This is a genomic window from Pseudarthrobacter sp. NPDC058362 (assembly GCF_042723515.1).
In the GTDB taxonomy this organism is placed as follows: Bacteria; Actinomycetota; Actinomycetes; order Actinomycetales; family Micrococcaceae; genus Arthrobacter.
On record NZ_JBHXIW010000001.1, the window covers coordinates 884,105 to 911,020 of the forward strand.

Here is a 26,916-nt window from a genome sequence, read left to right on the forward strand (position 1 = left end):
GTCCTGCCAGCCCCATGCCCACCGGAAGACCCCCCTCATCACGCGGGACCCTGACACCCACACTGGTGGTTGTTGCCCTGGTTGTGGTGGGTTTCATCTTCTTCGCCAATGTCTGGACGGATGTGCTCTGGTACCGCCAGCTCGGCTTCATCGAAGTCTTCATCACGGAAAACCTCTCCCGCGCGGGCATCTTCGCCGGCGGGTTTGCGACCATGTTCCTGGCCGTCTACTTCGCCATCCGGATCGCCTACAATGCCCGCCCGGTCTACGCACCGGACTCGGACATCCGCGACAACCTCAACCGGTACCAGGCCCAGCTTGAACCCGTTCGCCGCGTGGTCATGGTGGGGCTGCCGGTCCTGTTCGGGCTCTTCGCGGGCAGTGCCGCCGCCAGCCAGTGGCAGAAGGTACTGCTCTTCTTCAACCAGGAGCCTTTCGGCCAGGCCGATCCTGAGTTCGGACTGGACATCAGCTTCTACGTGATGACCCTGCCATTCCTTGGATTCATTACCGGTTTCCTGCTCAGCGTGGTGGTCATCGCCGGCATCGCAGGAATCCTGACCCACTACCTTTACGGCAGCATCCGGCTTATGGAGCGGGGCGTCTTCACCAGCCGCGCTGCCCAGATCCACATCGCGGTAACGGGCGCGGCCTTCCTGGTGCTGCTCGGCATCAACTTCTGGCTGGACCGCTATGCGGCGCTGCAGGGCAATAACGGCCGGTGGGCCGGTGCGCTGTACACCGATGTCAACGCCGTGATCCCGACCAAGGCCATCCTGGCCGTGGCCGCGGTGCTGGTGGCCATCCTGTTCGTCGTGGCGGCGGTCATCGGGCGCTGGCGGCTGCCGATGATCGGCACCGCCATGCTGGTGATCACCTCCATCCTGGCCGGCGGCGTCTATCCCTGGGTTATCCAGCAGTTCCAGGTGCGTCCGTCCGAGGAGACGCTGGAGAAGCAGTTTATCCAGCGCAACATCGACAACACCCGCAAAGCGTACGGCCTCGATACCATCCAGGTTGACCGCTACGACGCGACCAACACGGCCACCACGGGTGCACTGGCGCCGGATGCCCAGACCACGGCCAACATCCGACTCCTGGACCCGAACCTGATCTCCGACGCGTTTTCGCAGCTGGAACAGTACCGGCCGTACTACCAGTTCCCCGAGGCCCTCAACGTTGACCGCTATGAGGTGGACGGCAAGATTCAGGACACTGTTATCGCAGTCCGTGAACTGAATCCGGACAACGTGGCCACGAACCAGCAGGGCTGGCTGAACGAGCACGTGGTGTACACCCACGGCTACGGCGTGGTGGCCGCCAAGGGCAACAAGTTCACCGTGGACGGCAAGCCCGAGTTCCTTCAGTCCGGCATCCCCTCCACGGGGGTCCTGGGGGACGACTCGAGCTATGAACCCCGCATCTACTTCGGCGAGTTCTCTCCGGACTACTCGATCGTCGGCGCCCCGGAGGGTGCGCCCAAGCGTGAGCAGGACAGGCCATCCGGCGAAGGCGAAACCCAGTACACCTTCCAGGGCAACGGCGGGCCGAATGTCGGCACGTTCTTCAACAAGGTGCTCTATGCCATCAAGTTCCAGTCCTCGGACCTGCTGCTCTCGGACGGTGTGAACCCGGAGTCGCAGATCCTGTACGACCGCAACCCGCGAGAACGCGTGGAGAAGGTTGCCCCGTACCTCACGGTGGACGGTAACGCCTATCCGGCGGTGGTGGACGGCCGTGTGAAGTGGATCGTGGACGGCTACACCACGACCCAGTTCTACCCGTACTCGCAGCAGCAGCAGCTTTCGGACGCTACCGCGGACTCCCAGACCACCTCGGGACGCGCCGTGGCACTTCCCAACAGCACGGTCAACTACATCCGCAACTCGGTGAAGGCCACGGTGGATGCCTACGACGGCAGCGTCACCCTGTACGCCTGGGATGACCAGGATCCGCTGCTGAAGTCCTGGCAGAAGGTGTTCCCTGCTTCCCTGAAGCCATATTCGGAGATGTCCGGGGCTGTCATGAGCCACGTCCGGTACCCCGAGGACCTCTTTAAGGTCCAGCGGGAACTGCTGGGCCGCTACCACGTAACGGATCCCTCCAGCTTCTATAAGACGAACGACGCCTGGAGCGTTCCTGCCGATCCCACGGTGGACACCGACGTGAAGCAGCCGCCGTTCTATATGTCGCTGCAGATGCCGGACCAGGATAAGCCGGCGTTCCAGCTGACGTCCTCGTACATTCCGCAGATCGTCAACGGCACAGCGCGCAACGTCCTCTACGGCTTCCTGGCTGCCGATTCGGATGCCGGAAATGAGGCCGGAGTGAAGGCCGAGAGCTATGGCAAGCTCCGGCTCCTGCAGATCCCGCCGGAAATCCAGGTCCCAGGTCCGGGCCAGGCGCAGAACAAGTTCAACTCCGATCCCACCGTGTCCCAGGCGCTGAACCTGCTGCGCCAGGGTGCCTCGGACGTGCTCAGCGGCAACCTGCTGACCCTTCCCGTGGGCGGCGGCATTCTGTACGTGCAGCCGGTGTACCTGAAGTCCACGGGTGAAACGTCGTACCCCACGCTCCAGCGCGTCCTGGTGGCATTCGGTGACAAGGTCGGTTTCGCGCCCACGCTGGACGCTGCACTCAAGCAGTTGTTCGGCGGAGACTCGGGGGCGGCTGCCGGCGACTCGGACAACAACGGCCAGGCGCCCGCGGATCCCGTCCCCGGGGCACCGGCGGCGGATGCCAAGGCTGAGCTGAAGGCAGCGCTGGACGAAGCCAACAAGGCCATCAAGGATGGACAGGCGGCCCTGGCCGCAGCCGATTTTGCGGCCTACGGCGAGGCGCAGAAGAAGCTGGCGGCAGCACTGCAGAAGGCGGTCAGTGCTGAGGCGAAGATCCCGGCGGCTGCTCCGGAAGCTCCGGCACCCACCGCCGAGCCGACGCCGTCGCCCACTGAAGGGAATTAAGGACGACGGCGGCGCCCGGCGCCTGCTCCCACGCGGAGCGGGTGCCGGGGCGCGGCTGGCGAGACGGACATCACGGCCTCCCGATTTGGCCTCGTGTTCACCTCCCGGTAAAGTAGTTCTTGCGACGCGGGGTGGAGCAGTTCGGTAGCTCGCTGGGCTCATAACCCAGAGGTCACAGGTTCAAATCCTGTCCCCGCAACTGGATGGAAAGTCCGGATACTGGAAACGGTATCCGGACTTTTCTGTTTCCGGGGGGCAGGCCCGATGATTGTGGCTGAGTGTCTCCTGCCCTGAAATCCATGTGGTGAACGTGACCGCCAAAGTAGGGTAGTGTTGATCAAGCGACGCGGGGTGGAGCAGTTCGGTAGCTCGCTGGGCTCATAACCCAGAGGTCACAGGTTCAAATCCTGTCCCCGCAACTATGCAAAAGCCTCGACCGGTACAGCCGGCCGGGGCTTTTTGTTGGCCGGATATACTTGCGGTTCCTAGTATTCTCTTTCGCGGAGCCTCACGCGTCCGTGAGCACTTGGCCAGTCATTCTCGAGAGGAATGTTGTTCGATGTCCACACCCACGAAGAAGCCCGGCAGCGCGGCCGGCCAGAGGTCGAAACTTGTCTGGGCCGTACCCGCGGTCCTGGCGGCGCTGGTGGTCCTGGTTCTCCTGGCCAAACTCCTTATGGGCCTGGGCCCGGTGGCCTCGTTCGTGGCGGAATATCCGGGCCACTCGGAACTGCCGGAAGGGGCGCCTGTCGGCTTCCCGGCGTGGCTGGCATGGCAGCACTTCCTCAATGCTTTCTTCCTGCTCCTGATCATCCGCAGCGGCTGGCAAGTCCGGACCACCACCAAGCCCAGCGGGCACTGGACACGCAACAACAAGGGCCTTATCCGGACCCGGAATGCGCCCACCAAGATCACCCTGGAGCTTTGGTTCCACTTGACACTCGACGCGTTGTGGATCCTCAACGGCCTGGTGTTCGCAGTGCTGCTCTTCGCCACCGGGCAGTGGATGCGGATCGTCCCCACCAGTTGGGATGTCTTCCCCAACGCCCTTTCGGCGGCGCTGCAGTATGCCTCGCTTAACTGGCCTACGGAAAACGGCTGGGTCAACTACAACGCACTCCAGCTCCTGGCGTACTTCGCCACCGTGTTCCTCGCTGCGCCGCTGGCCTTCATTACCGGCCTGCGGATGTCCGGGGCGTGGCCCAAGAAGGCGGTGGCCCTGAACAGGGCCTTCCCCATCGAATGGGCCCGTGCCGTGCATTTTCCCGTCATGGTCTATTTCGTTGCCTTCATTGCCGTCCATGTGTTCCTGGTCCTGGCAACCGGCTTCCTGCGTAACCTGAACCACATGTACGGTGTCCGGGATTCCACCGACTGGTTCGGGTTCTGGGTGTTCGTGGCCTCAGTTGTGGTGATGGCCGCCGCTTGGTTCCTGGCCCGCCCGCTGTTCCTGCGGCCCATAGCGTCCCTCATGGGCAAGGTCAGCCGCTGAATCTGCACCCACCGCACTAAGACCTTCCGGCTGTGACCGGCCAGGGCCTCAGCCGTCCTTGAGCCGCTGGTAGGCGTCCAGGGCGCGCTGACGCGACACGGAAAGGTCCACGAGGGGAGCCGGGTATCCTGCGGTGCCGGACTTCCATGGTTCGTGGATTGCCTTGGGGTCCATGTGTTTCAGCTCCGGGAGGTACCTGCGCAGGTAGGTTCCGGCGGCATCGAATTTCCGGCTCTGGGTCACCGGGTTGAAAATCCGGAAGTACGGCGAGGCGTCGGCGCCCGATCCGGCCACCCACTGCCAGTTTGCCGGGTTGCTGGCGGCGTCGGCGTCCACGAGCGTGTCCCAGAACCAGGTCTCGCCCGTGCGCCAGTCCGCCAGCAGGTTCTTCACCAGAAATGAGGCGGCCGCCATCCTGACCCGGTTGTGCATCCAGCCGGTGGTCCACAGCTGGCGCATGCCGGCGTCGACCAGCGGATACCCCGTCCTGCCCTGCTGCCAAGCCCCGAGTTCCTCCGGACCCGGATGGTTCCATTCAAACCGGTCGAATTCGGCGCGGTAGTTCCGGGTAGCGAGATCCGGATTCGCGTAGAGCAGGTGCCAGCAAAATTCCCGCCAGCCAAGTTCGGAACGGAAGATCCCGACGTCGGCCGGTACCTGCCGGGGGAACCGGCGGCTGATTTCCCGCCATACCCGAAACGGGCTGACCTCGCCGAAACGGAGGTGCGGTGAGAGCCTGCTGGTCCCTTCGACACCGGGAAGGTTTCGCCCGGTTCCGTATTCTTCCGCCGGGCCGGCCAGGAAATCCTCAAGCCGTTGCCGCGCGCCGTCTTCTCCCGGGGACCACTCCGCTGCAAGGCCGCCGCTCCAGTCCGGGGAGGAGGGCAGCAGGTCCCAAGTCCCCAGGTCATCACCGGCGCCGGCGCCCGCCGGGGGAGCGGGCAGCGCGGACGGGGCAGGCAACGGTTCACGGACGCCGTCCGCTGCCAGGCAGGCGCGCCAGAACGGGGTGAAGACCTTGTACGGGCCGCCTGTTCCCGTCCGGATGGTCCAGGGCTCGAAGAGGAGGTTGGCCTGCAGGCTGGCCGCGGCCAGGCCGTGCTCCACGGCCCAGGTCTTGATGGCGGCGTCGACGGCGCGTTCGGGCAGCCCGTACCGGCGGTTCCAGAACAGGTGGGTCGCTCCTGTGGCTGCCGCAACTTGCGGCACGACTGCCCCGGCGGGCCCGCGGCGGAGGAGCAGGCGCGATCCGGCGGCCTCCAGTGATGCCCCGAGGGCGGCCAACGAGTGGTGCAGCCACCAGCGCGCGGCGCCGCCCAGCGGGCGTATCCCGTCCGATTCTTCGTCGAGGACAAAGAGCACCGTCACGGGATTGCCCAGCCCGGCGGCCTGCGCCAGTGCCGGGTTGTCATCGAGGCGGAGGTCGTCGCGCAGCCAGACGAGGGAACCTGAAGAGGGCATGGCTCCACGCTACACACCAGGGCTAGGGGAAGCGGCACACAAAGGAACCGTGGGCCCGGAAGGACATGCCTTCCGGGCCCACGGTTCCCATTGCCCCAGAGGGCATGTTCGTGTCAGAGCTTGTCGTAGTCCTCTTCGTCCACGGTGGAGCCGGTGCCGGACGTGGTGGAAGCCCCGAGGGCCGGTGCAGCGTTTCCGGATTTGAGGGCCGCCAGGCGTGCCTCGATCTCCACCTGCTCCCCAAGGTCCTCAAGCTGGTTGAACTGCGCGTCCAGGCTGGAAGCTGCGAGCTCCTGCTGGCCGCGGACCTTTGCTTCCTCGCGCCGGATCTTTTCTTCGAACCGGCCCACCTCGCTGGTGGGGTCCATGATGTCGATGCTCTTGATGGCGTCGTGCACCTGGGACTGGGCAGCTGCGGTCTTGGACCGGGCTACCAGCTCGTTGCGCTTGCTGGTCAGCTGGTTCAGCTTGCCCTTCATCTGTTCCAGGCCGGTCTTCAGCTTCTCCACCACTTCACGCTGGGAGGCGATGGATGGCTCTGCGCCCTTGGCCTCATTCTCGGCTGCCAGCTGTCGCTGCAGCGCCACCTTGGCGAGGTTGTCGAACTTTTCGGCATCAGCGATGTTGCCGCCGGAACGGAATTCATCAGCTTTGCGTGAGGCGGCCAAGGCTTTGTTGCCCCAGTCACGGGCGTTGCGGACATCCTCGTTGTAGTCGTCCTCGAGCATGCGCAGGTTTCCGATGGTCTGTGCGACGGCTGACTCGGCCTCGGCAATGTTGTTGGTGTAGTCGCGGACCATCTGGTCCAGCATTTTCTGCGGATCCTCTGCGTTGTCCAGCAACGTGTTGATGTTTGCTTTCGCCAGCTGTGCGATGCGGCCGAAAATGGACTGCTTAACCATGGTGATACCTTTCATCCTGCTCCGTGTCGAACTTTCAAAAGTGTTGTGCTGGTCCAGCCGCTGGACGATCCGGCAGCTAGAAGCTGCCGGAATCCCCGCCGCCAAAATCTCCGCCGCCGAAACCGCCGCCGCCGAAGTCCCCGCCGCCCCAGCCGCCGCCGTCTCCATGGCCCCCGCCCCAGCCGCTGCCGCCCCCGTTGAGGATGGAATTGATGAGGATCCCGCCCAGGATGGCGCCGCCCAGTCCGCCGCCGCCGCCACCGCCAAACATGCCGCCGCGGCCGTAGCCCTGCTGTGCATATCCGCCGAAGTGGTCCACGTCCGCCTGCGCCAGCTGGGCTGCCTGCGCTGCTAGCCCGTGGGCCTGCTGGGCGTAGGTGAGTGCGGTCACCGGGTCCTGCCGGGAGATGGACAGTGCGTAGTCGAGGTTTCGCTGGGCCTCTGCCAGCCGGGTGCGGGCCTCGGTGCCCACCCCGCCGCGGCGGGCGCCGATGTAGTCCGACGTAGCACTGATCTGCGCCTGGGCGGACATGATGGTCTGCTGGAGGGAAGCCTGGGCGCGCCGGGTCTGTTCCTCCTGGTCCCGGATCCCGCCCAGTGCCTGGTCCAGGGATTGGTGGGCTGCCTCGACGCGTTCCAGGGTCTTGATGGGGTCGATCTTGCCGCCCTGGATTTCGGTCTTGACCTGGGCCAGCGCTGCTTCCACCCCGGCAACCGGGCCGGCTAGTTCCGGATGGGAACCTGCCTGGAGGATGGCCCGTGCCTGTGCCAGGTCCTGCGAGGTGTCCACTACGGCGCTGTCCACGCCGCTGCGGGCCTTGTCCAGGTGTGTGGCCACTCTGGCGATGGCGTCGAGCAGCACATTGGTCTGGTGCAGGCTTTCTTCCGCGGCACGGACCGCCACGGCTGCGAGGCTCGGCTCGCCGTCGGCAAGTTTTTGGCCTGCCGTCTCCGCAGCGTTCTGTACGAACGCCAGGCGTTCCTTGGCCTGCAGGATGTTGTCGGAAACCTGCACCAAAGCGCTGTCCGCGTACTTGCTGCGAAGGGCGCTGAGGGTCTGCTCTGCACTGGTGATCTTCGCGCCCGCTTCGCTGGCACCGGACTGCACTGTGGCCAGGGCCTGCGGCGCGTTCTTCTCCAGTTCACGCAACGCATCGAAGTCCGCCTTCTGCTCCTGCAGGGAGGCGAGGGCTGCTTCGGACCGCCGGATGATTTCGGTGAGCCAGGTGCGCTGCTGTTCTTCGGTATCCGGAATGTGGTCGTCCAGCTGCTGCTGGAGCTTGAACGACTCGGTCATGTGGGCTTTGGCCTCGTTAAGCGCCTTGGTGAAGTTTCCGGTGGCGGCGTCCCCGTACTGCGCCTGTGCGAAGCCAAGCTCGTGCTCGCTGGAAGTAATGGCGTCGTCTGCCTCCACCAGCAATGAACCGCTCTTCTTGCGGAGATCCGGGATGCTGAGTCCTGCCAGCGGGTCAGCTGGTGCCTGCTGGGCCCGGGACGCCTCTGCAGCCTGCGTCCTTCGGCGCTTGTTGCGGAAGTAGAGGTAGGCGGCCGCTCCGCCAGCGGCCACCACGCCGGTTCCCACCAACACCGCGGCGCCGGCGCCATCACCGGATGGGACGGAGCCGCTGCCGCCACCGGCGGCGTCACCAATGGCGGCCGCAGTGTCGATGGCCGCCTGGGCGTAGTCCTTCTTGCCGCCGGCCAGGTTGGCCACCACCGCGTTCTGCGTGATGTTGGTCCGCTTGGAGTAGATGGGGCTGGCCGAGTTGGGAGCAAAGTAGTAACGGCCCTCAGTGGCGATGGCCAGGATAACGTCAGCCGTTCCCATGCCCTTCTGCTTGGCAACCGCGGAACCCCAGGCCGCGGGGTCCGACGGATTTTCGAACGAGTCAACCGTTACCACGTACAGGTTGTACTTGTGGTCCGCCAGGAGCTTTTGGACGGCCTCCTGGACTTCGCCCTTGCGCGCGCCCAGGACATTGGCCTTGTCCACGACGTTGGTGCCGGACGGGATCTCCACGGGATCTTCGGCGTGCGCCGCGCCGGCCGGCAAGGCCAGGAGCGCAACGACGCCCATCACAGCGAGGAAATTCTTGAACTTTGACCGCATGTGCAAACCCTTCAGCACGCTTCACGCTGATTCGGGCCGAATCAGGCTCCCGGAATGCAGCAGCGCCCCCAAGCGTCAAAGGTGAAGCCGCAGGTCGCTGTGGCAATTCATGTTGATTCTATGGTGCACCGAAGGCACCGTCCATCGCGCTGGATATGCCACCAGCGAAACGCCGGAGCAGCGCCGCCGGATACCGGACACTCCTTCAGCAAGCTCTCAGCAAACATCCGAACTTGTTCCAGCCGGGGGGTCCATAGTTAAGTGCAGACGAGGATGAAAGGAAGTCCCATGACTGAGAACCATACGCCCGGTGGAGCGCCCGAGGGCGGCCGCGGGGAGGACCGGACGGCGGGGCAGCCAGCGGACCAGCATCCCACCCGGCGCATGGAACAGCCCTATGGGCAGCAGCCCACGCAGGAAATCCCGGCTGCCGGCCGCCCGGATTATCCACGGCACCAGCCTTTCTACGGGCAGCCAGCCCATTTCTCCGGCGAGCAGGGCCAGCATGGTCCGCAGCACGGAGGAGGTTATGTACCCGACCCCAAGGATGCGCCGCGACGCAAGGCGAGCTTCGGCGTCGGGACTCTTGTGGCGAGCATCCTCGCGGCCGGCCTGGTGGGCGGCGGAGTGGCCACGGTGGGCTCGGCAGAGCTGTTCGGCAATGCGGGGCAGTCCTCGGCCGGGGGCAGCAGTCAGCCCGGAACCGTCATCGTCAACAACCAGGACGAAGTGAACGCCATTACGGCAGCGGCCGTGAAGGCCACACCGAGCGTTGTCACCATCAGCGCTTCCAGCGGCAGCGCAGGCGGCACCGGCTCGGGTATCGTGCTCGACGACGAGGGACATATCCTGACCAACACCCACGTGGTCACCCTGGACGGCCAGACGGCCAACGCCTCCCTGGAAGTCCGGACCAGCGAAGGGCGCGTCGTCACGGCCAAGCTGGTGGGAACCGACCCGCTGTCGGATCTCGCTGTGATCAAGGTCGAGGACTCCTCCGGTCTGACCCCCGCCACGCTGGGCGACTCAGGCAAACTCAACGTGGGCGACACCGCCATTGCGATCGGCTCGCCGCTGGGCCTGACAGGCACCGTGACTGACGGAATCGTCTCCACGCTCAACCGGACCATCAGCGTTGCTTCTTCCGCAGCGCCCGAGGAAGGGGACAACGCAGAAGACGACGAGGGCGGCTTCCAGTTCGCGCCCCCGGGCGGCGGGCAGGGCAGGCCGTCGTCCGGCCAAGGGTCCATCTCCATCAATGTCATCCAGACCGATGCGGCCATCAACCCCGGCAATTCGGGAGGTGCCCTGGTCAACACCAAGGGCGAGGTCATCGGCGTCAACGTGGCCATCGCCTCCGCCGGATCCGAGGCATCCTCAACGAGCGGAAACATCGGAGTGGGCTTCAGTATCCCCATCAACCACGCCAAGCGTGTTGCTCAGGAGATTATCGACACCGGCAAGGCTTCGCACGGCCAACTGGGTGTCAGCGTGAAGGGCAAGACCGCCTCGGGCTCGAACTCGGGCTTCTCCGTCGGGGCCGACGTGGCCAGCGTGGAGCCGGGCTCCGCCGCCGACAAAGCAGGAATCCGGACCGGCGACGTGATCACGCGGTTCAACGATCTCTCCATCGGCGAACCCAACCAGCTGACCGCCGCTGTGCGGGAACAGGCCCCGGGCACCAAGGTGGACATCACCGTCCTGCGCAACGGCCAGGAGCGGACGCTGGAGGTCACCCTCGGTGAGGCGGCAAGCTAACCGGCCTGCACCATCCCCTGGCCCCGGGAGACGAGGGGCGGACGACGGCGGGGTCCCCACCTGGGTGGGGGCCCCGCCGTCGCCCGTTGCCGGGCCGCTGCAAGTGCCGCTGACACGGGGGTTAACGGAAGGGGGCACCCGCACGGGCCTATATGGTTAGCTAGGAGCTACCCGTACGCCGGGCGTTTCCGCGGCCATGACCTTACCCGGCTGGCTGACCACAAGCATGGAAGGCTGCTGTAAATACAGTGGAAGAGACATTGAAAATCATCGTCCTGGTCAAGCATGTCCCGGACGCCCAGTTCGACCGGCACCTCAACGGGGAGGGCTTCACCGCGGACCGCAGTGAAAGCATCCTGTCTGAACTCGACGAGTACGCTCTGGAGGCAGCACTGCAGCTCGCCGAGGCCCGCGGTGGCAGCAAGGCGGGCAACCAGGTCATTGCCTTGAGCATGGGTCCCGCCGGAGCCGTGAACGCTGTCAAGAAATCCCTGCAGATGGGTGCCACCGAAGGCGTCCACCTCAGTGACGACGCGCTGGCCGGCTCGGATGCCGCCGCCACGTCCCTGGCGCTCGCAGCAGCAGTGCGGCACCTCGGCCAGCCGGACCTGATCATCACCGGCATGGCGTCCACCGACGGCGAGACGTCCCTGGTTCCGGCGCAGCTCGCCGAACGCCTCGGCCTGCCGCAGGTGACCTTCGCGTCCTCGCTGGACGTGGACGGCGGCCGCCTCACCGCGCGCCGTGACGCGGACACCTTTTCGGAAACCGTCGAAGCACCGCTGCCGGCAGTCGTGTCCGTGACGGACCAGATCAACGAACCCCGCTACCCCAACTTCAAGGGCATCATCGCCGCCAAGCGCAAGAGCATCACCACGCTGTCTTTGGCGGACATAGGTCTGGACACAGGCCAGGTAGGCCGCAGCGGCTCCTGGACGACGGTAGCCAACGCTGAGGAGCGCCCTCCGCGCACCGCAGGCACCATCATCACGGACGAAGGCGACGCCGGCATCAAGCTGGTCGACTTCCTGGCCGCCCAGAAGCTGCTCTAGTAGGGATCACTGACATGGCAAACGTACTCGTATTCATTGACAACCCCGGTGCCTCGCTGAAGAAGGCCCATCTGGAGCTGCTCACACTGGCCCGTACCCTGGGTTCAAGCACGGTAGCCGTCAACGGTGATCTGACCGAGGCAGCCACCGCCACCCTGGCCGAATACGGCGCCACTGCGGTGCTGCGGCCCTCCTCTGCAGACCTCGACGACTTCCTGGTGGCACCCAAGGCGGCATTCCTGGCCGCCGCAGTCGAAAGCGCCGGCGCCGGCATCGTCCTCCTGGACAACTCTCCGGAAGGCAAGGAAATTGCAGCCCGGCTCGGGATCCGGCTGAACGCCGGCGTGATCACCGACGTCGTGGCAGTGGACCCTGACGGCACCGCGCACAAGTCGGTCCTGGCCGGTTCGTACAACACAACCTGCAAAGCCACTACGCCCGTCACCGTCCTTACGGTCAAGGCCAACAATGTCACCCCGGAGCCGGCCCCTGCGGCGGCCCCGGCCGTCTCCACCGTAGAGGTTCCGGCGGACGCAGCAGCAACGGCAGCCCGCATCACCGGGCGCGAACAAAAAGTGGCCAGCGGCCGCCCGGACCTGACCGACGCCCGCATTGTCGTGGCCGGCGGGCGTGGCCTTGACGGCGACTTCGGACCGGTGGAAGAGCTTGCGGACGCCCTGGGCGCAGCCGTGGGCGCTTCCCGCGCAGCCACCGACGCCGGCTGGATCAGCCACGACGCGCAGGTGGGGCAGACGGGTAAGACCGTTTCGCCGCAGCTCTACATCTCCGCGGGCATCTCCGGAGCTATCCAGCAGAAAGCGGGCATGCAGACCTCCAAGGTGATCGTCGCGATCAACAAGGATGCCGACTCGCCCGTGTTCGAAATTGCAGACTTCGGCATCGTGGGCGACCTTTTCGACGTCCTGCCGCAGGCCACCGCTGAGATCAAGAAGCGAAAAGGCTGATTGTTGGCTGATCCGACGGCCAGCGCACAGAGCCCGTTCAACCCGGAGATCCACCGGGTTGGGCGGGTGCTCTGTTTCGCGGCCCACCCGGATGACATCGACTTCGGCGCTGCGGGAACCATCGCCGCCTGGACCGCCGCGGGGATTGAGGTCAGCTACTGCATCATGACCGACGGCGACGCGGGCGGCTTCGACCCCGCGCACCGCGCGGACATCATCGCACTCCGCGATTCCGAGCAGCGCCGCGCCGCCGCACTGGTCGGCGTCACCGACATCCATTACCTGCACCAGCGGGACGGTTACCTTGAGCCCTCGCACGAGGTCATGAAGGCCGTGGTGAGGCTTATCCGGGAGGTCCGTCCCGACGTCGTACTCGCCATGCACCCCGAACGGAACTGGCAGCGGATCCAGAAGAGCCATCCGGATCACCTGGCGGCGGGGGAAGCTGTGACGAGGGCCGTGTATCCGGCACTGGAGAACCCGTTCGCCTACCCGGAACTGGCGGAGGCCGGGCTGGCCGCATACAAGTTGCCCTGGCTGTGGCTCTACGCGGGGCCGGAGGAACGGGAAAACCACTTCGTTGACGTGACGGTCCACGTCGAAGCTAAGCTGCAGGCCATCCACGTCCACGTGAGCCAGCATCCGGACGTGGCGGCGATGGAAGCAACGGTCCGCCAGGGGATGCGCCGCAACGCCGCACGAGCCGGGCTGCCGGACGGTGCCAGCGCCGAAGCGTTCCACGTGGTGGAAATCAACGGCCCGGGCACCATCGCGGGTTTCTAGGCTCCCAGCGGAGCTGCGGCAACAGTCGGAAGCGTGGGGGACGTGGAACCGCCGGCAGGCTCCACCGTGATGCCGAGCGCTGCGGCCGAGGAAATGCCCTTGACCATGGCCGGCTTGGACAGCGCCTCGGCGTCCATGAGCCCCTGCGAGACCGGTGCGGAACCGTCCTTCGGTATCAGCCACATCTGATAGACCTTGCCCTCGGGTGGAGCCGGGACGCCGTTCATCTTCACCACGGCGGCATCCTTCTCGGAGGAGATGAGCACCGTGGCGGTGCCGCCGCCGGCAACCTGCACCGATGCCTGGCGGACGTCCTGGGCCCGGGCCACCTGGTTCATGGGATCGTTCTGGTCGGCAAGATAGGAGCCGACACCGACGCCCCCCAGTGCGATGGCGGCCGCTGCGGCCACGCCGGCCAACCAGCGCCGCGTGCCCGTGGGCCGACGGCGGAGCTTCCGTTCCCTGGCCAGCGACAGTTCGTCCGTGGCCGGGTCGTGCCCCGGCGCAGGGGCCGGCACAGAGGCCGGAAGCTGGGCCACGATGCGGTCGAAGAGGTCTGCCGGTGGTTCTTCCTCGGCGCGGAACGTCATGGCCAGCGTCTCCCTGGCAACGCGGACACGCTCGAAGAATGCAGTACGTTCGGCCTCGGGGGCGGCCGAGAGGTACCCGTCAATGGCCTGCCGTTCCTGCTCCGTGACCGCGTTCAGGGCGTAAAGTTCGGCCAGGTCTACGGCCCGTCCGGAGGCGAGGTCAGTGGCTATCGCGTCCCCGAAGGATCCAGTGGAGCGTCCCTTGTTCATGTCTGTCATCTCAACTCACCCCCAAACAGGTTTTTAGTCGTATCAGTCCGTCGCGAATGCGCGACTTGATGGTGGGTACTGCGGCGTTCAGTTTTTCGGCGACTTCCCGGTAGGTCAGGCCGCCGTAATAGGCCAGACGCACGGACTCCTGCTGGGTTTCCGTGAGCGTGCCCAGGCACCGGACCACGGCTTCGGCCTCGAGCCTGCTGCCAACCTCGTCCGAGACCGAGTCATGGTCGATATCCTGCGTGGTCGCCCCGTACTTGGCTTCGCGGTCCGTTGCTGACTGGGCCGACCTGACCCGGTCAACGGCCCGGCGGTGCGAGATGGTCATCAGCCACGAGAGCGCGCTGCCGGCCCGCGGATCGAACTTGGCCGCATTTTGCCAGACCTGCAGGAAGACCTCCTGTGTGGTGTCCTGGCTCAATTCCGGGTCGATAAGGACGCGGCGCGCCATGCCGTAGACCCGGCGTGAAGTCAGCTGGTAGAACTCCGAGAAGGCCGCCTGGTCGCCCCTGCCCGTGCGTTCGAGCAGTTCCGTCAGGCGCTGGCTGAGGTCGGCCGGAGGCTCTGTCACCGCGGCCGCGGCCTCGGAGTTGGGAGCATTGGGAGTTTCCATTACTACCAAGCATAAGTCTCCCTGCGGTGATTCCAGGGCAGTTGCCCCGGCGTGACGTGTTCGTGCACGCAGATCCGTTCCCAGCAACGTCACGTGCACCTCCCTGCGTCTCCCGGGAACATTCCCGTGTGGAATGTCCTCGGATGTCATTCGGTGCGGAGAGCCCGGCGGATGGGTGCGTGCCGGCCGGGCGCGCCGGTACAGGTCCTGCCGGCGTCCTCAGACCTGCGCGCCTGCGAATCCCTGCTGGCGCCAGGCCTCGTAGACGGCGATCGAAGCCGCATTGGCCAGGTTCAGCGAGCGCAGGGCAGGGAGCATGGGCAGCCGGACGGTGGCCGTCACGTGCGGATCAGACTTCAGTTCCGGCGGCAGCCCCACGGATTCCTGTCCAAACATCAGGACGTCCCCGGGCTGGTAGGCGATGTCCGTGTAGCTCACGGAACCGTCCGAGGTGAAGGCGTAGACCCGTTCAGGCTGCAGGTGCTGCCAGGCGTCCTCGATGCTGCGGTGGACCGTCACGACTGCGAGGTCATGGTAATCGAGTCCGGCGCGCTTCAGCTTGGCGTCCGAGAAGTCGAAACCCAGCGGCTCCACCAAGTGCAGTTCGGCGCCGGTGATGGCGGCGAGCCGGATGGCGTTTCCCGTGTTGCCGGGGATTTCGGGGGAATGGAAGAGGATGCGGAACACCGTTCCATCCTAGCCGCGCAGGAAAGCGGTGCGCCGGAAGCCGCCGGCGCAGCGGATTCAGTGCATTCCCCGCAGCAGCCGCGCGAGGACCGGAACATTCACCGTGTTCGGCGCCGGCCCGGAAGAAAGAAACTCCTTCACTCCGCGCACCATCCCGGCTGCGTTGACCACGTGGACGGTTTCCAGCGCGCCCGCGGCCCGGCGGTGCTGGTCGATCACGGGCTCGTGCAGGTTGCCGCCGGGGCTCAACACCACGGTCCACCCGGTCACGTTCAACTCGGGAAAGATGTCCTGCATCGCCCGCACCACTCCGGCCAGGCGCGGCGGAGGAATGGACCGGCCGCCGTGGTTCAGGGTCTGCCCGTCCCAGGCGTACGCGCCCTTGGGCAGGAGCATGGAGCCGATGAGGGCCAGCCGATATCCGGACAGTAAGGCGTGGTCGATATGGCTGTTGTCGGCGGGGGACTGCAGGCCGTTGATCAGCCGTGCCGCCGGTATGGCAGGCAGGACCTGGCGGGTAATCAGCTGCACGGTCCGCAGTTCGCGCTGGATCCGGGCTTCGGCGCCGAAAATGCCCCGCTTCCGGGGTTCCCCATGAACCTGCCGTGCCGCCACGGACAAGGGAATGAGCGGCACGGTTCCAGGTGCCAGAGCGTCGTAGGGAGGAAGATACGACGGCGGGTCGCCGGCTGTGTTGCGCTGCTTCCCGGGCCGGTGCACGGTGGCCGAAGCCCGGCTTCCCGCCGCCGGTGCGTCGAAGTGCGGTTCCTCGGGCACGGCTGCGCCTGAGCCGGCAGCGTAGGACCGGTCGTAGGCCCTGCGCCGCTGTGGGTCGATGAGCGTTTCGTAGGCCGCAGTGACCCTCCGGAACGCCGCGGGATCCCCGCCATGGTCCGGATGGGCGCTCCGGGCTGCCCGCCGGTAGGCCACTTTGATTTCCTTCTCGGTGGCGGTGACTGCCACCTTCAGGACCTGGTAGTGGCTGCTGCTCTGGGTCAAGCACTCATCCTTTGTTCGGGCGCCGTGCCGGGGCCGGCCGTGTGCCCAGTTTATGGGTCCTTCCAGACAACGAATCCCTCCCGGCTCCAGGTTCCCCGGCCCGGTCTGCCGGGACGCGGGCGGCTAGAATTACAAGGTGTCCGTTTACCTCGACCATGCAGCCACCACGCCCCTCGCGGCGGAGGCACTCGCCGCGCTGACCAGGGAGCTCGCGCGTACCGGCAATCCGTCCTCGCTCCACGGTTCCGGCCGCCGGGCCCGGCGTTCGGTGGAGGATGCGCGGGAAACCATTGCCGCCGCCGCCGGCGCCCACCCTTCCGAGGTGATCTTCACATCAGGCGGTACCGAGGCGGACAACCTTGCCGTCAAGGGCCTGTACTGGTCCCGGGTGGCGGGAAACCCGGCACGGCGGCGGATCCTGTGCTCCGCCGTCGAACATCACGCCGTCCTGGACACCGTGGAGTGGCTGGAACGCCACGAAGGGGCGGAGGTGTGCTGGCTGCCAGTTGACGCTGAGGGCACGGTGGACCTGGCATTCCTTGAGGGCGAACTCGCACGTGAGCCGGAAAACATCGCCCTGGTCACCGTCATGTGGGCCAACAACGAGGTGGGCACCGTCCAGCCCATCGGCCGGATCGTGGAGCTGGCCCATGCGGTAGCCGTTCCCGTGCACTCCGATGCCGTGCAGGCCTTCGGGTCGCTGCCGGTGGACTTCAAGGCCTCGAGGCTGGACGCGATGTCCATTTCCGGGCACAAGATCGGCGGTCCGGTGGGCGTCGGTGCCTTGCTGCTGGGCCGCGCCGTCACACTGACGCCGGTCCTGCACGGTGGCGGACAGGAACGCGACGTCCGCTCCGGAACGCTCGATACCGCGTCCATCGCGGCCTTTGCCGCCGCTGCCCGGATAGTCACCACCAACCTTGACACTGAGAGTGCGCGGCTCAGCGCGCTCCGCGACCGGCTGATCGACGGCGTGCGGGAGCGGGTCCCGGAAGCCGTCCTGCGCGGCGCCCCAGGCAGCCGGCGCCTGCCCGGCAACGCGCACTTCACCTTCCCCGGCTGCGAGGGCGATTCCCTCCTCTTCCTGCTTGACCTTGCCGGCATCGAGTCGTCCACCGGCTCTGCCTGCACTGCCGGTGTGCCGCGGCCGTCCCATGTGCTGCTCGCTATGGGACTGGACGAGGAGACCGCCCGGGGCGCGCAGCGCTTCTCGCTGGGACACGCGTCAGTAGCGGCCGACGTCGATGCCCTCCTCGCAGCCCTGCCTGACGCTTACGCCCGGGCCAGGCAGGCCGGGATGGCCGGGCACGAATCCTCCATCCAGACAGCGGCAACCGCTGCCAGGAGGGCCGGGGGAGAGCCCTGAACCATTCTCCACGATGGTGGCAGGGCAGCCGAGGGCCAGCGGGGGACTTGTACAGGTCTGTAAATTTGCGCCGGTCCGTAGAATAGAGGGGCGAGGACCTTCCCGGAGACAGCCGGCGGTCCGTTCCCCTCAGGCCACAGGGCCGACCCCCAACAGAAAGCCAGTATGCGAGTTCTAGCAGCAATGAGCGGCGGCGTGGATTCCGCCGTAGCAGCCGCCCGCGCCGTCGAGGCCGGACACGATGTTGTCGGTGTCCACCTGGCGCTGTCCCGCATGCCCGGAACTCTGCGCACCGGAAGCCGCGGCTGCTGCACCATCGAAGACTCCCGGGATGCCTGGCGCGCCTGCGACGTTCTGGGCATTCCCTACTACGTGTGGGACTTCTCGGAGCGCTTCAAGGAAGACGTCGTGCAGGACTTCATCGACGAGTACGCCGCCGGCCGCACCCCCAATCCCTGCATGCGGTGCAACGAGCGCATCAAGTTCGCCGCCCTCCTGGAAAAGGCCATTGCGCTGGGCTTTGACGCCGTGTGCACCGGCCACTATGCCAAGGTCATCGAGGACGCCCAAGGTAACCGCGAACTGCACCGCGCCGCCGACTGGGCCAAGGACCAGAGCTATGTCCTGGGCGTGCTGACCCACGAGCAGCTCAAGCACTCGATGTTCCCGCTGGCGGACACCCCATCCAAGGCCGATGTCCGCGCCGAAGCCGAACGCCGCGGACTGTCCGTTGCCAACAAGCCGGACAGCCACGACATCTGCTTCATTCCGGATGGAGACACCGCAGGCTGGCTGGCAGAGAAGATCGACATGGCCACGGGCGACATCGTGGACGAGTCCGGCGCCAAGGTGGGCGAGCATGCCGGCGCCAACGCCTTCACCGTGGGTCAGCGGCGCGGTCTGAAGCTGGGCACGCCGGCAGCCGATGGCAAACCCCGGTTCGTGCTGGAGATCCGCCCCAAGGAGAACAAGGTGGTGGTGGGCCCCGAGGCGCTGCTGGCCATCGACGAGATCAAGGGCATCAAGGTCTCCTGGGCCGGGCTGCCCATTGCCGAGGTTGCCACCGGCGCTGAGTTCGACTGCCATGCCCAGGTCCGTGCCCACGGTGATCCGGTCCCTGCCCGGGCCCGCATGGACGCCGGGGCTGATGGTGCCGGGGGCCTGGTGGTGCGCCTGGAAACGCCGCTGCGTGGTGTTGCCCCCGGCCAGACGGTGGTGCTCTACCAGGGCACCCGCGTACTGGGGCAGGCAACCATCGACGCCGCCAGGTCCCTGCAGCGGGCTGAGCTCTAAAAATTGAGGCTGTGTCTCAACTCACAGGATGTCCGCACTGGATGTCACCGTGCAGGCGGAAATCCTGGAGTTGCTGAGGGACCTGCGGGACAAGTGCGGTACCTCCATCGTGCTGATTACCCACAACATGGGAGTAGCGGCGGACCTCGCCGACCGCGTGGCCTCGCAGGCTGCGAACCCGCACGTTCCGTGCCGTGGGCGGCGTCAGCTTCACGCTCTCCCGCGGTGAGGTGTTCGGCCTGGCGGGGGAGTCCGGTTCCGGTAAGACGACCATCGGGCGGGCCATCGCCGGACTTAACCGCACCACGGGCGGAAGCCTGAAGGTCCTCGGGTACGAGATGCTCAACCTGAGGGAACGCACCTTCAAGCCCCTTCGCAAGGATATCGGGTTCGTCTTCCAGGACCCGGCCGCGTCCTTTAACCCGCAGCTGACCATCGGCGAATGCATTACCGAGCCCATGCTGATCCACACCCGGCCTTCTGCGGCGGAGGGGCGTAAACGCGTTGCTGAGCTGCTCGAGTCAGTCCAGCCGCCGGCGTCGTACGCTGCTCGCTATCCGCACGAACTCTCGGGTGGGCAGCGGCAGCGCGCGTCCCTGCCCGCGCACTAAGCCTCAACCCGCGGCTCCTGATCGCCGATGAGCCGACGTCGGCCCTCGACGTATCGGTGCAGGCGAAGGTGCTGGAGCTGGGCCGGATGGTGGAGCAGGGCATCGGCAGCCAAGTGATGGGCAATCCGCAGCATGGCTACACGCGGCGCCTCCTCGCATCTTTGCCCGTGCCCGATCCGGACGAGCAGGCGCGGCGCGAAGCGCACCGGGCGCTCCTGGCACACTGAGGTCCCTGGCGTTGGGCGCCGGTTCCGGACACCTGTCCGGGCCGGCGCTTAACACCCGCGGCGGTTCACCCGCTGCCCATAGACTGGAATCATGACGCAGCACAATCCTCCTTCTCCCGCGCCTGACGAGTACGACCCCTCAGCGAGTTCGCTGGCTGGCCAGGTGGACAATTCGGTGATGGCTGAACTGCTGTCCATCCGTTCGAGCATCGACAACATCGACGCCACGCTGGTGTATCTCCTCGCGGAGCGGTTCAAGGCGACGCAGAAGGTGGGATTCCTGAAGGCGGCCCACCGGCTGCCGGCAGGGGACCCGGGCCGGGAAACCGCCCAGATTGCCCGGCTCCGCAGGCTCGCGGAAGATGCGCACCTGGACCCGGCGTTTGCGGAGAAATTCCTGAACTTCATCATCGGCGAAGTGATCCGCCATCATGAGGCCATCGCCGAGGACCACCAGGCGGCGGCCGGGCAGCACCCGCAGGCGACGGCCCGCGCGTGAGCCTCGAAGAACAGCGCGGCGGCGGCGGGACGGGTATGCAGGCACCCCCGGCTGAAGTGACGGCCACCGCGCTGGGGCCGTGGCCGGGGGAGGATCCCCTTGAGGCGGCCCGCATCATCCGCGGCGAACTCGGCAGGCCGCACCTGCCCTTCCTCCCCGAACTCCCGGCCCGGGGCATCGGCTCCGATGCGCTGGGCCGGACAGCCTGCCTGCTTGAGGAATTGGCTGTTGACGTGCAGCCGTATGGCTGGCGGCTGGTGGACCGGCCGGGCAAGGACTTCCAGCGGGCGGCGTCAGCGCTTTCCACGGACATCAATATCCTGGCGGACGTGGCAGGCGCCGAGGATGTGCCTGCCGCCGACATCAAGCTCCAGCTGGTGGGGCCGCTGAGCCTTGCCGCCGGACTGCACCTCCATAACGGTGAACGGGCGCTGCTCGATCACGGCGCCCGTCGTGACCTGGCAGAATCCCTGGCGGCAGGCGTGGGCAGCCACCTGGCCCGGGTGGCTGCGGCGGTTCCCGGCGCCCGCCTGGTGGTGCAGCTGGATGAACCGGATATTGCCGCTGTCCTGGCCGGCGCCATTCCTACTGCCAGCGGTTATCGCACCCTGCGGGCGGTGCCTGAGTCTGAAGCCCGGGAAGCCTGGCGCCTGGTCACTGCGGCGCTGCGGGAGGCCGGAGCTGCCGAAGTCGTGGTGGCAGTCCCCGAAATCGAAGCACCGTTCGGGCAGGTCCTTTCCGCCGGTGCGGACGGGATAGCGGTGCCGGTCAGGGCGCTGACGTTCCGCCAGTGGGAACAGCTGGCCGGGGCCGTGGAAGCCGGGCACCGGCTGTGGCTTGGCGCCCTGGACGTCTCCGGCCCACAGCTCCAGTCCACGGCGGCTGCGGTGGACTCAGTATGGCGCCCGTGGCGGGAGCTCGGCCTTTCGGCCTCCGGCCTTGCGTCGCTGCGGGTCACTCCCTCGGCGGGACTTGCCGGCCACACACCGGCGCAGGCGACGGCGGTGCTCCGCAGGCTCACGCAGGTGGCGGACGGGCTCAACCAGCTGGCGCACTAAGGGCCGCCAGCCGGCTTGGCCGGTGGGTATTCCCGACTTTCTCCGTGAGGCCCGTCCCGGCTGGCGCCGGACGTTGTCAGACCCGGTTCTCCCACCGGTCCGGCTGCGCGTAGCGCGGGAGGAAACTGCGGGCCTGGCTGGCACCGCTGTAGGGCCGGAGCCGGTAGTCGAAACTGCCCGCGTAGACCAGCACCAGGCCAGCCTGGGGCTGGATGACCTTGACCTGGATCCGGTGCCTGCCCGCGGCACCGTCCCACCATTGCTCCGCGTAGGCTTTGGCGTCCAGGGCTGCCGGAAGGGCAAGCCGGAACGGGCCAACAAACAGTCTCGCGGCTTCCGAGACTCCGCGGAGCCGGCCTTCCGGAGTGACGGAGAGGTTCAGGTCGGTGACCATGTTCCGGCGCCGGCCCACATAGTCAACCAGCCGCGTATCCGGCCGGGGCACCCCGCTGCCGCGGTCCGTGACTGCGCTGGTGGTGTCCTGGAAGATCCGGGTCCTGCCGGGAAAACGGATCTCGCGGCGCGCCGTCAGGCTGGACCGGCCGAACGGATCCTGGTGTGCATGGTTTTCGATCCGGAACGGGATGTTTTCGCCGTACTCCGGGAAGAACGCCTGCTCCCCGGAGGCAAGCCGCAGGAGCGGGCGCAGCCACTCCTGCCGGCAACCCACCACGTCGAAGGTTCCTTCGCCCACGCCGTACTGGCCGGAGCCGGGAACCAGCGAAAAGTACTCCTGGAGTTCGGGCTGGAGCCGGGCATAGTCCGCACCCAGCGCCTGCCGGTAGATGGGGATGTTCATCGTTGACCTCCTGATGGGCGCCGCCGGCCGGGGACCGGGGGTGCCCGCGTGTGCCGGGTACGGGCTTCCTCCGCCGCGCACAAGTGCGCATGCCCCCAGACTATAGTTCCGGCGTCGTACGTTCCCGCCCGCGCCATGCCGGGCGCCGCTCAACACGACAAAGGCTCGCTGATAAGGGAATATATAACTATGAAGGCACGCATTCTGGTTGTTGACGATGACGAAGCGCTGGCCGAAATGATTGGGATTGTCCTCCGCAACGACGGATTTGAACCGGTCTTTTGCGCGGACGGCGCACAGGCCCTTGACGTATTCCGCTCATCCCGGCCGGACCTGGTCCTGTTGGACCTGATGCTTCCCGGTGCGGACGGCATTGAGGTCTGCCGGCAGGTCCGGGCCGAATCGGATGTGCCTATCGTGATGCTGACCGCCAAGTCGGACACCTCGGATGTCGTCCGGGGACTGGAGTCCGGTGCGGACGATTACGTGCCCAAACCCTTCAAACCGGCCGAGCTCGTGGCCCGCGTGCGCGCTCGGCTCCGTCCCGGGGACCAGAAGGCCCCCGAGACCCTGCGCATCGCGGACATCACCATCGATGTTGCGGGCCACACCGTGAGCCGCGGCAACGAACGGATCTCGCTGACCCCCCTGGAGTTCGACCTGCTGGTGGCACTGGCGCGCAAGCCGTGGCAGGTGTTCACCCGCGAGCTGCTGCTTGAGCAGGTCTGGGGTTACCGGCACGCCGCGGATACGCGCCTGGTCAATGTCCATGTGCAGCGGCTGCGGTCCAAGATCGAGCAGGACCCGGAAGCTCCCGAGGTCGTTTTGACGGTGCGTGGTGTCGGCTACAAAGCAGGGGCCTGATCCCCGGCGCGTGCCGGACCACCCTGAAGCGGTGATGCTCCGCCTTCGCCGCCTGGCCTTTCGTTCAAGGATCTGGCAGCGGCGCGCCCTGATCGTGGGCCTCCGCGTATGGCGTCTGGTCCGGATGGGCGTCCGCCGTTTTCTCCCCGGCCTCCGCTATGTGGCGCGCATGCTGCAGCGCCGGTGGCGGCGCTCCCTCCAGTTCCGCACGGTGCTCACCACGCTCCTGCTCGCCGTCACCTCCTTTGCCGTAGTGGGCGCGTACCTCTCCAACCAGATCGCGCACAACCTGTTCCAGGAACGCCTTACCCAGGCGGAATCCGAAACCCGCTACCACGTCAAGCAGGTGCAGGAAACGTTCGACGGCGCCCAGGTCACCGACCAGTCCAGCGTCATCACCCTGGTCTACGACACGCTCAACGCGGTCGAAGGCCGCGGCTCGGTAATCCAGCGCCGTTACGTGTTCGAAGCTGTTCCCGAGCAGACCAAACCGCGGAACCGCTGGGTTGAATCCCGGGCCTCGGACCAGCTGACCGTCAGCGTGATTCCGCCCGAACTGCGCAAGGCCGTGCAGCAGTCCGGCAAGGACCAGTATTGGGCATCCACCGTGATACCTGTCGGCACAGAGGACCGCCCCGGAATCGCCGTGGGCAACAAGGTGACCTTCAACGGCACTGTCTACGAGCTGTACCTGATCTACGACCTGAACACCGCCCAGCAGACCCTGGACGAAATCCAGGGCGTGCTGTGGGCCGGCGGCGCAGTCCTGGTCCTGCTGATCGGCGCCGTCGCCTGGTATGTCACGCGGAACGTGGTCAGTCCCGTCAGCCATGCGGCCACCGTCTCGGAGAAACTTGCCGCCGGACAGCTGCAGGAACGCATGGTGGTCCGCGGCGAAGACGAGGTGGCCCGCCTTGGCGCGTCCTTCAACCACATGGCTGCGAGCCTGCAGGAGCAGATCACGCAGTTGGCCACCCTGTCACAGATGCAGCAGCGGTTCGTGTCGGACGTCTCGCACGAACTGCGGACGCCGCTGACCACGGTACGGATGGCCGCGGAGGTCCTGTATGACGCACGCGAAGACTTCGATCCCATCAACAAGCGGTCGGCCGAGCTGCTGTACAACCAGGTGGAACGGTTCCAGTCCCTGCTCTCGGACCTCTTGGAGATCTCCCGCTTCGACGCCGGCGTGGCAGTTCTTGATGCCGAGCCGGAGGACATCGTCCAGGTCATTTCCCACGTGATCGACGGCGCCGCGCCCGTTGCGGCCCAATACGGCTCGGAGATCATCCTTCGTGCGCCCGCGGAGCCGATTGTCGTTGACATGGATGCCCGCCGCATCGACCGGATCCTGCGCAACCTGATCCTGAACGCCGTGGAGCACGGGGAAGGCAAGCCCGTCACAGTCACGGTGGCTGCCAACGGCAACGCCGTCGGTATCGCCGTCCGGGACCACGGCATCGGGATGGAACCGGCCGAGGCAGCGCGGGTCTTCGACCGCTTCTGGCGTGCCGATCCTGCCCGCGCCCGCACCACCGGCGGCAGCGGCCTGGGCCTTTCCATCGCGATGGAGGACACCAAGCTCCACAACGGCTGGCTGCAGGCGTGGGGAAGGAAAGGCGGCGGCGCCAACTTCCGGCTGACCCTGCCACTGCGCCAGGGCGAAGAAATCGAAGCTTCCCCGGTCCAGCTGGAGCCCGGGGACATCATGTTTCCGGGCGGATCGGAATCACGCACCATGGTGCTGCTGGAGCCCGGGTCGCTGGCCCCGGCCGCTACGTCGAAGGAGAAGGAATGAACGGCCCCGGACCGAGGCAGGCGCCGCTGCTGGCCTTCGTGCTGGTCCTGCTGGTCCTGCTGCTGCCGGCCTGCGCCCGCATTCCCACCTCCGGGCCTGTGGGCAAGAGCAGCGAGGGCAGCGCCGGCAACGTCAGTGCGCCCGTCTTCCTGCCTGCCGCACCCCAGAAGGGGGCATCGCCGGACACCATCATCGACTATTTCTACCGGGCAGGCAGTGGCTACGAAGACGACTACGCCGTGGCGCGCCAGTACCTCACGCAGGCCTCGTCCGTGTCCTGGCGTCCGGACCAGCGGGCCCTCGTCTACCGGGACGCGCGGGTGGTCCCGACGAAGACCGAGAACGTCTACAATTACGAGCTCGACGTGGCATACACGGTGGATGCGGACGGCATCGCAACCCAGTCACCGGAGGGAACCATCGAAAAAATCCCGGTGACGGTGGCCCAGGTGGATGGCGAATGGCGCATCTCCGAAATCCCGGACGGAACGGCCATCCCCGAAGAGACGTTCAAAGTCATCTACGGAGCCTTTCCCATCTACTTCTACGACCCCAGCTTCACCTACGCGGTTCCGGATGTGCGCTGGTTCATCAAGAACAAGACGGTCAAAGCGATGACCAGTGCACTGCTGGCCGGGCCCGCGCCGTACCTTCGGGGGGCCGTGGCCAGCGCATTTCCGTCAGGGATCAAGTTGGCCCGCGAATCCGTGCCGGTGGTGTCCGGAGCGGCCCAGGTGGACCTCAGCGCCAAGGAACTGATGGCCACATCCGCGGAGGACCGCCTGCGGATGCAGATGCAGCTCACACTTACCTTCCGCAGCCAGCCTGATGTGGTCAACGTGGAGCTGCGGGCCAACCAGGACCTGGTCCGGGTGGAGGACGATGGCACGGTCCTGCCGCCCGTGCAGAACAAGAGCGTTCCCTCACGCCAGATCGCCATCAGCGACAGGGAACTGGCCCGGTACGAGAACAACCGCATTTCGCCTTTGCCGGACATGCAGCCCGTCTCGTCCTTCGGTCCGCGCTACCCGGCGGAATCGCCTGTATCCCAGGCGGCCGCGTTCCTTAACGCGGGCCGGTCGACGCTCTACAGCCTCCTTCCCGGGGAGACGCCGCGCGCCCTCACAACGCGGAGCACTCTGACCAGGCCCTCGTTCGACCTCCAGGACTGGGTGTGGACAGCTGGCCCCGGTGCTTCCGGAGGAACCGAGGTGGCCGCCTTCAGGCCCGCAGGAACCGCCCCGGGCCTGGCCGCACCTGCCGTGACTTTGCGGCCGGCCTGGCTGGCCGGACGGACGGTCAAGGAGTTCCGAATCTCCCGCGAAGGAGTGCGGGCGCTGGTGATTTCCGAACAAAGCGGCCAGACCCGCGTTCAGGTTGCAGGCATCATCCGGGGCAGGGACGGCACTCCGCGGGAGCTGACCACGCCGGTGACGCTGGCTGCTTCCGGCCAGCCGGACCAGGGGATATGGGTCACGGACACCACGGTGGCTGTGATGAAGGGCTCGAAGGCTGCGAACGTCACGCCGGAGCTGCTGTCTCTCACCTCCGGCGAACCCCAGCCCTTGGCGCCGTGGCCCGGCCTGGTTGCGCTCAGCGCCGGAAACGGGCCAGACGAGATCTACGGGCAGTCAGCCGAGGGCATCTTCCAGCGTCTGGGCAACGGCTGGTCGCCCCAGATCACGGGGCCGGTTGATCCGGCATTTCCCGGCTGATCCGACCTCCCCGGCCTGACCAGACGCCGGAGGGTTTATCCACATAGGGACAGACCTCCGTGCATCATGCCCGGTGGCCCGGGCATGATGCAGGA

At 66.5% G+C, this 26,916-nt stretch carries 21 protein-coding genes, 2 tRNA genes and 1 pseudogene; 16 read left to right on the forward strand and 8 right to left on the reverse strand.

Going from position 1 to position 26,916, the window contains the following annotated elements:
• The first annotated feature begins 14 nt into the window (after window positions 1-14).
• The 4 genes from ACFWIX_RS04235 (at window position 15) to ACFWIX_RS04250 (ending at window position 4,455) form a co-directional block, all read left to right on the forward strand.
• Entirely contained in the window at window positions 15-2,963 is a 2,949-nt protein-coding gene (locus tag ACFWIX_RS04235) for a UPF0182 family protein (protein WP_377214931.1), read from the forward strand.
• 125 nt (window positions 2,964-3,088) lie between these two features.
• A tRNA-Met gene (locus ACFWIX_RS04240) sits at window positions 3,089-3,162 on the forward strand.
• Between the two features lie 146 nt (window positions 3,163-3,308).
• Window positions 3,309-3,382, forward strand: a tRNA-Met gene (locus ACFWIX_RS04245).
• A 140-nt stretch (window positions 3,383-3,522) separates the two neighbouring features.
• A complete protein-coding gene (locus ACFWIX_RS04250) occupies window positions 3,523-4,455 on the forward strand; it encodes a cytochrome b/b6 domain-containing protein (protein WP_377214837.1) in 933 nt (310 codons plus the stop codon).
• A 48-nt stretch (window positions 4,456-4,503) separates the two neighbouring features.
• Here the strand turns inward: ACFWIX_RS04250 and ACFWIX_RS04255 are convergent, their stop codons facing one another.
• The 3 genes from ACFWIX_RS04255 to ACFWIX_RS04265 all read right to left on the reverse strand — a co-directional run bounded on the left by ACFWIX_RS04255 (window position 4,504) and on the right by ACFWIX_RS04265 (window position 8,928).
• On the reverse strand, window positions 4,504-5,916 hold the full coding sequence (locus ACFWIX_RS04255; protein ID WP_377214838.1) for a cryptochrome/photolyase family protein: 1,413 nt from the start codon (window positions 5,914-5,916) through the stop codon (window positions 4,504-4,506).
• 113 nt (window positions 5,917-6,029) lie between these two features.
• Window positions 6,030-6,818 (reverse strand): PspA/IM30 family protein, encoded by a 789-nt coding sequence (locus ACFWIX_RS04260; protein WP_377214839.1) that lies wholly within the window; start codon window positions 6,816-6,818, stop codon window positions 6,030-6,032.
• A 76-nt stretch (window positions 6,819-6,894) separates the two neighbouring features.
• Window positions 6,895-8,928 carry a TPM domain-containing protein gene (locus ACFWIX_RS04265; RefSeq protein ID WP_377214840.1) on the reverse strand — a complete coding sequence of 678 codons (2,034 nt, stop codon included), beginning with the start codon at window positions 8,926-8,928 and terminating at the stop codon, window positions 6,895-6,897.
• 288 nt (window positions 8,929-9,216) lie between these two features.
• Here ACFWIX_RS04265 and ACFWIX_RS04270 point away from each other — a divergent pair, with 288 nt between their 5' ends.
• The 4 genes from ACFWIX_RS04270 to ACFWIX_RS04285 all read left to right on the forward strand — a co-directional run bounded on the left by ACFWIX_RS04270 (window position 9,217) and on the right by ACFWIX_RS04285 (window position 13,486).
• Complete coding sequence (locus ACFWIX_RS04270; protein ID WP_377214841.1) at window positions 9,217-10,686, forward strand: S1C family serine protease; 1,470 nt, start codon at window positions 9,217-9,219, stop codon at window positions 10,684-10,686.
• A gap of 260 nt (window positions 10,687-10,946) precedes the next feature.
• Window positions 10,947-11,738, forward strand: coding sequence for an electron transfer flavoprotein subunit beta/FixA family protein (locus ACFWIX_RS04275; protein WP_377214842.1), 792 nt, complete (start codon window positions 10,947-10,949; stop codon window positions 11,736-11,738).
• A 14-nt stretch (window positions 11,739-11,752) separates the two neighbouring features.
• Window positions 11,753-12,703, forward strand: coding sequence for an electron transfer flavoprotein subunit alpha/FixB family protein (locus ACFWIX_RS04280; protein WP_377214843.1), 951 nt, complete (start codon window positions 11,753-11,755; stop codon window positions 12,701-12,703).
• A gap of 3 nt (window positions 12,704-12,706) precedes the next feature.
• Complete coding sequence (locus ACFWIX_RS04285) at window positions 12,707-13,486, forward strand: PIG-L deacetylase family protein (protein ID WP_377214844.1); 780 nt, start codon at window positions 12,707-12,709, stop codon at window positions 13,484-13,486.
• On the opposite strand, the gene ACFWIX_RS04290 is transcribed toward ACFWIX_RS04285, so the two are convergent.
• The 4 genes from ACFWIX_RS04290 to ACFWIX_RS04305 form a co-directional block, all read right to left on the reverse strand.
• Window positions 13,483-14,295 carry an anti-sigma factor domain-containing protein gene (locus ACFWIX_RS04290; protein ID WP_377214845.1) on the reverse strand — a complete coding sequence of 271 codons (813 nt, stop codon included), beginning with the start codon at window positions 14,293-14,295 and terminating at the stop codon, window positions 13,483-13,485. The two genes, ACFWIX_RS04285 and ACFWIX_RS04290, sit on opposite strands and share 4 nt — an antisense overlap.
• Window position 14,296: 1 nt before the next feature.
• Entirely contained in the window at window positions 14,297-14,905 is a 609-nt protein-coding gene (gene sigK / locus ACFWIX_RS04295) for an ECF RNA polymerase sigma factor SigK (RefSeq protein WP_377214846.1), read from the reverse strand.
• Window positions 14,906-15,124: 219 nt separating this feature from the next.
• On the reverse strand, window positions 15,125-15,592 hold the full coding sequence (locus ACFWIX_RS04300; protein ID WP_377214847.1) for a tRNA (cytidine(34)-2'-O)-methyltransferase: 468 nt from the start codon (window positions 15,590-15,592) through the stop codon (window positions 15,125-15,127).
• A 57-nt stretch (window positions 15,593-15,649) separates the two neighbouring features.
• Complete coding sequence (locus ACFWIX_RS04305) at window positions 15,650-16,591, reverse strand: J domain-containing protein (protein WP_377214848.1); 942 nt, start codon at window positions 16,589-16,591, stop codon at window positions 15,650-15,652.
• 136 nt (window positions 16,592-16,727) lie between these two features.
• Here ACFWIX_RS04305 and ACFWIX_RS04310 point away from each other — a divergent pair, with 136 nt between their 5' ends.
• From ACFWIX_RS04310 to ACFWIX_RS04330, 5 genes and pseudogenes are all read left to right on the forward strand, one after another.
• Window positions 16,728-17,957 (forward strand): cysteine desulfurase family protein, encoded by a 1,230-nt coding sequence (locus ACFWIX_RS04310; RefSeq protein WP_377214849.1) that lies wholly within the window; start codon window positions 16,728-16,730, stop codon window positions 17,955-17,957.
• Between the two features lie 165 nt (window positions 17,958-18,122).
• Entirely contained in the window at window positions 18,123-19,250 is a 1,128-nt protein-coding gene (mnmA, locus tag ACFWIX_RS04315; RefSeq protein ID WP_377214850.1) for a tRNA 2-thiouridine(34) synthase MnmA, read from the forward strand.
• A gap of 13 nt (window positions 19,251-19,263) precedes the next feature.
• Window positions 19,264-20,088: pseudogene (locus ACFWIX_RS04320) on the forward strand (ABC transporter ATP-binding protein); the annotation flags it as partial.
• Between the two features lie 91 nt (window positions 20,089-20,179).
• On the forward strand, window positions 20,180-20,587 hold the full coding sequence (locus ACFWIX_RS04325) for a chorismate mutase (RefSeq protein WP_377214851.1): 408 nt from the start codon (window positions 20,180-20,182) through the stop codon (window positions 20,585-20,587).
• Window positions 20,588-20,622: 35 nt separating this feature from the next.
• Window positions 20,623-21,645 carry a hypothetical protein gene (locus tag ACFWIX_RS04330; protein WP_377214932.1) on the forward strand — a complete coding sequence of 341 codons (1,023 nt, stop codon included), beginning with the start codon at window positions 20,623-20,625 and terminating at the stop codon, window positions 21,643-21,645.
• A gap of 76 nt (window positions 21,646-21,721) precedes the next feature.
• Here ACFWIX_RS04330 and ACFWIX_RS04335 read toward each other — a convergent pair whose 3' ends face one another.
• Window positions 21,722-22,444, reverse strand: a complete 723-nt coding sequence (locus ACFWIX_RS04335) for a DUF4166 domain-containing protein (protein WP_377214852.1) — start codon at window positions 22,442-22,444, stop codon at window positions 21,722-21,724.
• A gap of 189 nt (window positions 22,445-22,633) precedes the next feature.
• Here ACFWIX_RS04335 and mtrA point away from each other — a divergent pair, with 189 nt between their 5' ends.
• Genes mtrA through ACFWIX_RS04350 form a run of 3 tightly spaced genes read left to right on the forward strand, consistent with a single transcriptional unit; the run spans window position 22,634 to window position 26,821 of the window.
• Window positions 22,634-23,308: an MtrAB system response regulator MtrA gene (mtrA, locus tag ACFWIX_RS04340; RefSeq protein WP_377214853.1), complete on the forward strand. Its 675-nt coding sequence runs from the start codon at window positions 22,634-22,636 to the stop codon at window positions 23,306-23,308.
• Window positions 23,309-23,342: 34 nt separating this feature from the next.
• On the forward strand, window positions 23,343-25,106 hold the full coding sequence (gene mtrB / locus ACFWIX_RS04345) for an MtrAB system histidine kinase MtrB (protein WP_377214933.1): 1,764 nt from the start codon (window positions 23,343-23,345) through the stop codon (window positions 25,104-25,106).
• On the forward strand, window positions 25,103-26,821 hold the full coding sequence (locus ACFWIX_RS04350; protein ID WP_377214854.1) for an LpqB family beta-propeller domain-containing protein: 1,719 nt from the start codon (window positions 25,103-25,105) through the stop codon (window positions 26,819-26,821). Before mtrB ends, ACFWIX_RS04350 begins: the two co-directional genes overlap by 4 nt.
• Window positions 26,822-26,916 lie beyond the last annotated feature (95 nt).

Bases quoted from the DNA above. Each gene is read 5' to 3' on its own strand.
- ACFWIX_RS04235 (WP_377214931.1), top strand. From the start codon at position 15: ATGCCCACCGGAAGACCCCCCTCATCACGCGGGACCCTGACACCCACA.
- ACFWIX_RS04250 (WP_377214837.1), top strand. From the start codon at position 3,523: ATGTCCACACCCACGAAGAAGCCCGGCAGCGCGGCCGGCCAGAGGTCG.
- ACFWIX_RS04255 (WP_377214838.1), bottom strand. From the start codon at position 5,916: ATGCCCTCTTCAGGTTCCCTCGTCTGGCTGCGCGACGACCTCCGCCTC.
- ACFWIX_RS04260 (WP_377214839.1), bottom strand. From the start codon at position 6,818: ATGGTTAAGCAGTCCATTTTCGGCCGCATCGCACAGCTGGCGAAAGCA.
- ACFWIX_RS04265 (WP_377214840.1), bottom strand. From the start codon at position 8,928: ATGCGGTCAAAGTTCAAGAATTTCCTCGCTGTGATGGGCGTCGTTGCG.
- ACFWIX_RS04270 (WP_377214841.1), top strand. From the start codon at position 9,217: ATGACTGAGAACCATACGCCCGGTGGAGCGCCCGAGGGCGGCCGCGGG.
- ACFWIX_RS04280 (WP_377214843.1), top strand. From the start codon at position 11,753: ATGGCAAACGTACTCGTATTCATTGACAACCCCGGTGCCTCGCTGAAG.
- ACFWIX_RS04290 (WP_377214845.1), bottom strand. From the start codon at position 14,295: ATGACAGACATGAACAAGGGACGCTCCACTGGATCCTTCGGGGACGCG.
- sigK (WP_377214846.1), bottom strand. From the start codon at position 14,905: ATGGAAACTCCCAATGCTCCCAACTCCGAGGCCGCGGCCGCGGTGACA.
- mnmA (WP_377214850.1), top strand. From the start codon at position 18,123: ATGCGAGTTCTAGCAGCAATGAGCGGCGGCGTGGATTCCGCCGTAGCA.
- ACFWIX_RS04325 (WP_377214851.1), top strand. From the start codon at position 20,180: ATGACGCAGCACAATCCTCCTTCTCCCGCGCCTGACGAGTACGACCCC.
- ACFWIX_RS04330 (WP_377214932.1), top strand. From the start codon at position 20,623: ATGCAGGCACCCCCGGCTGAAGTGACGGCCACCGCGCTGGGGCCGTGG.
- ACFWIX_RS04335 (WP_377214852.1), bottom strand. From the start codon at position 22,444: ATGAACATCCCCATCTACCGGCAGGCGCTGGGTGCGGACTATGCCCGG.
- mtrA (WP_377214853.1), top strand. From the start codon at position 22,634: ATGAAGGCACGCATTCTGGTTGTTGACGATGACGAAGCGCTGGCCGAA.
- mtrB (WP_377214933.1), top strand. From the start codon at position 23,343: ATGCTCCGCCTTCGCCGCCTGGCCTTTCGTTCAAGGATCTGGCAGCGG.
- ACFWIX_RS04350 (WP_377214854.1), top strand. From the start codon at position 25,103: ATGAACGGCCCCGGACCGAGGCAGGCGCCGCTGCTGGCCTTCGTGCTG.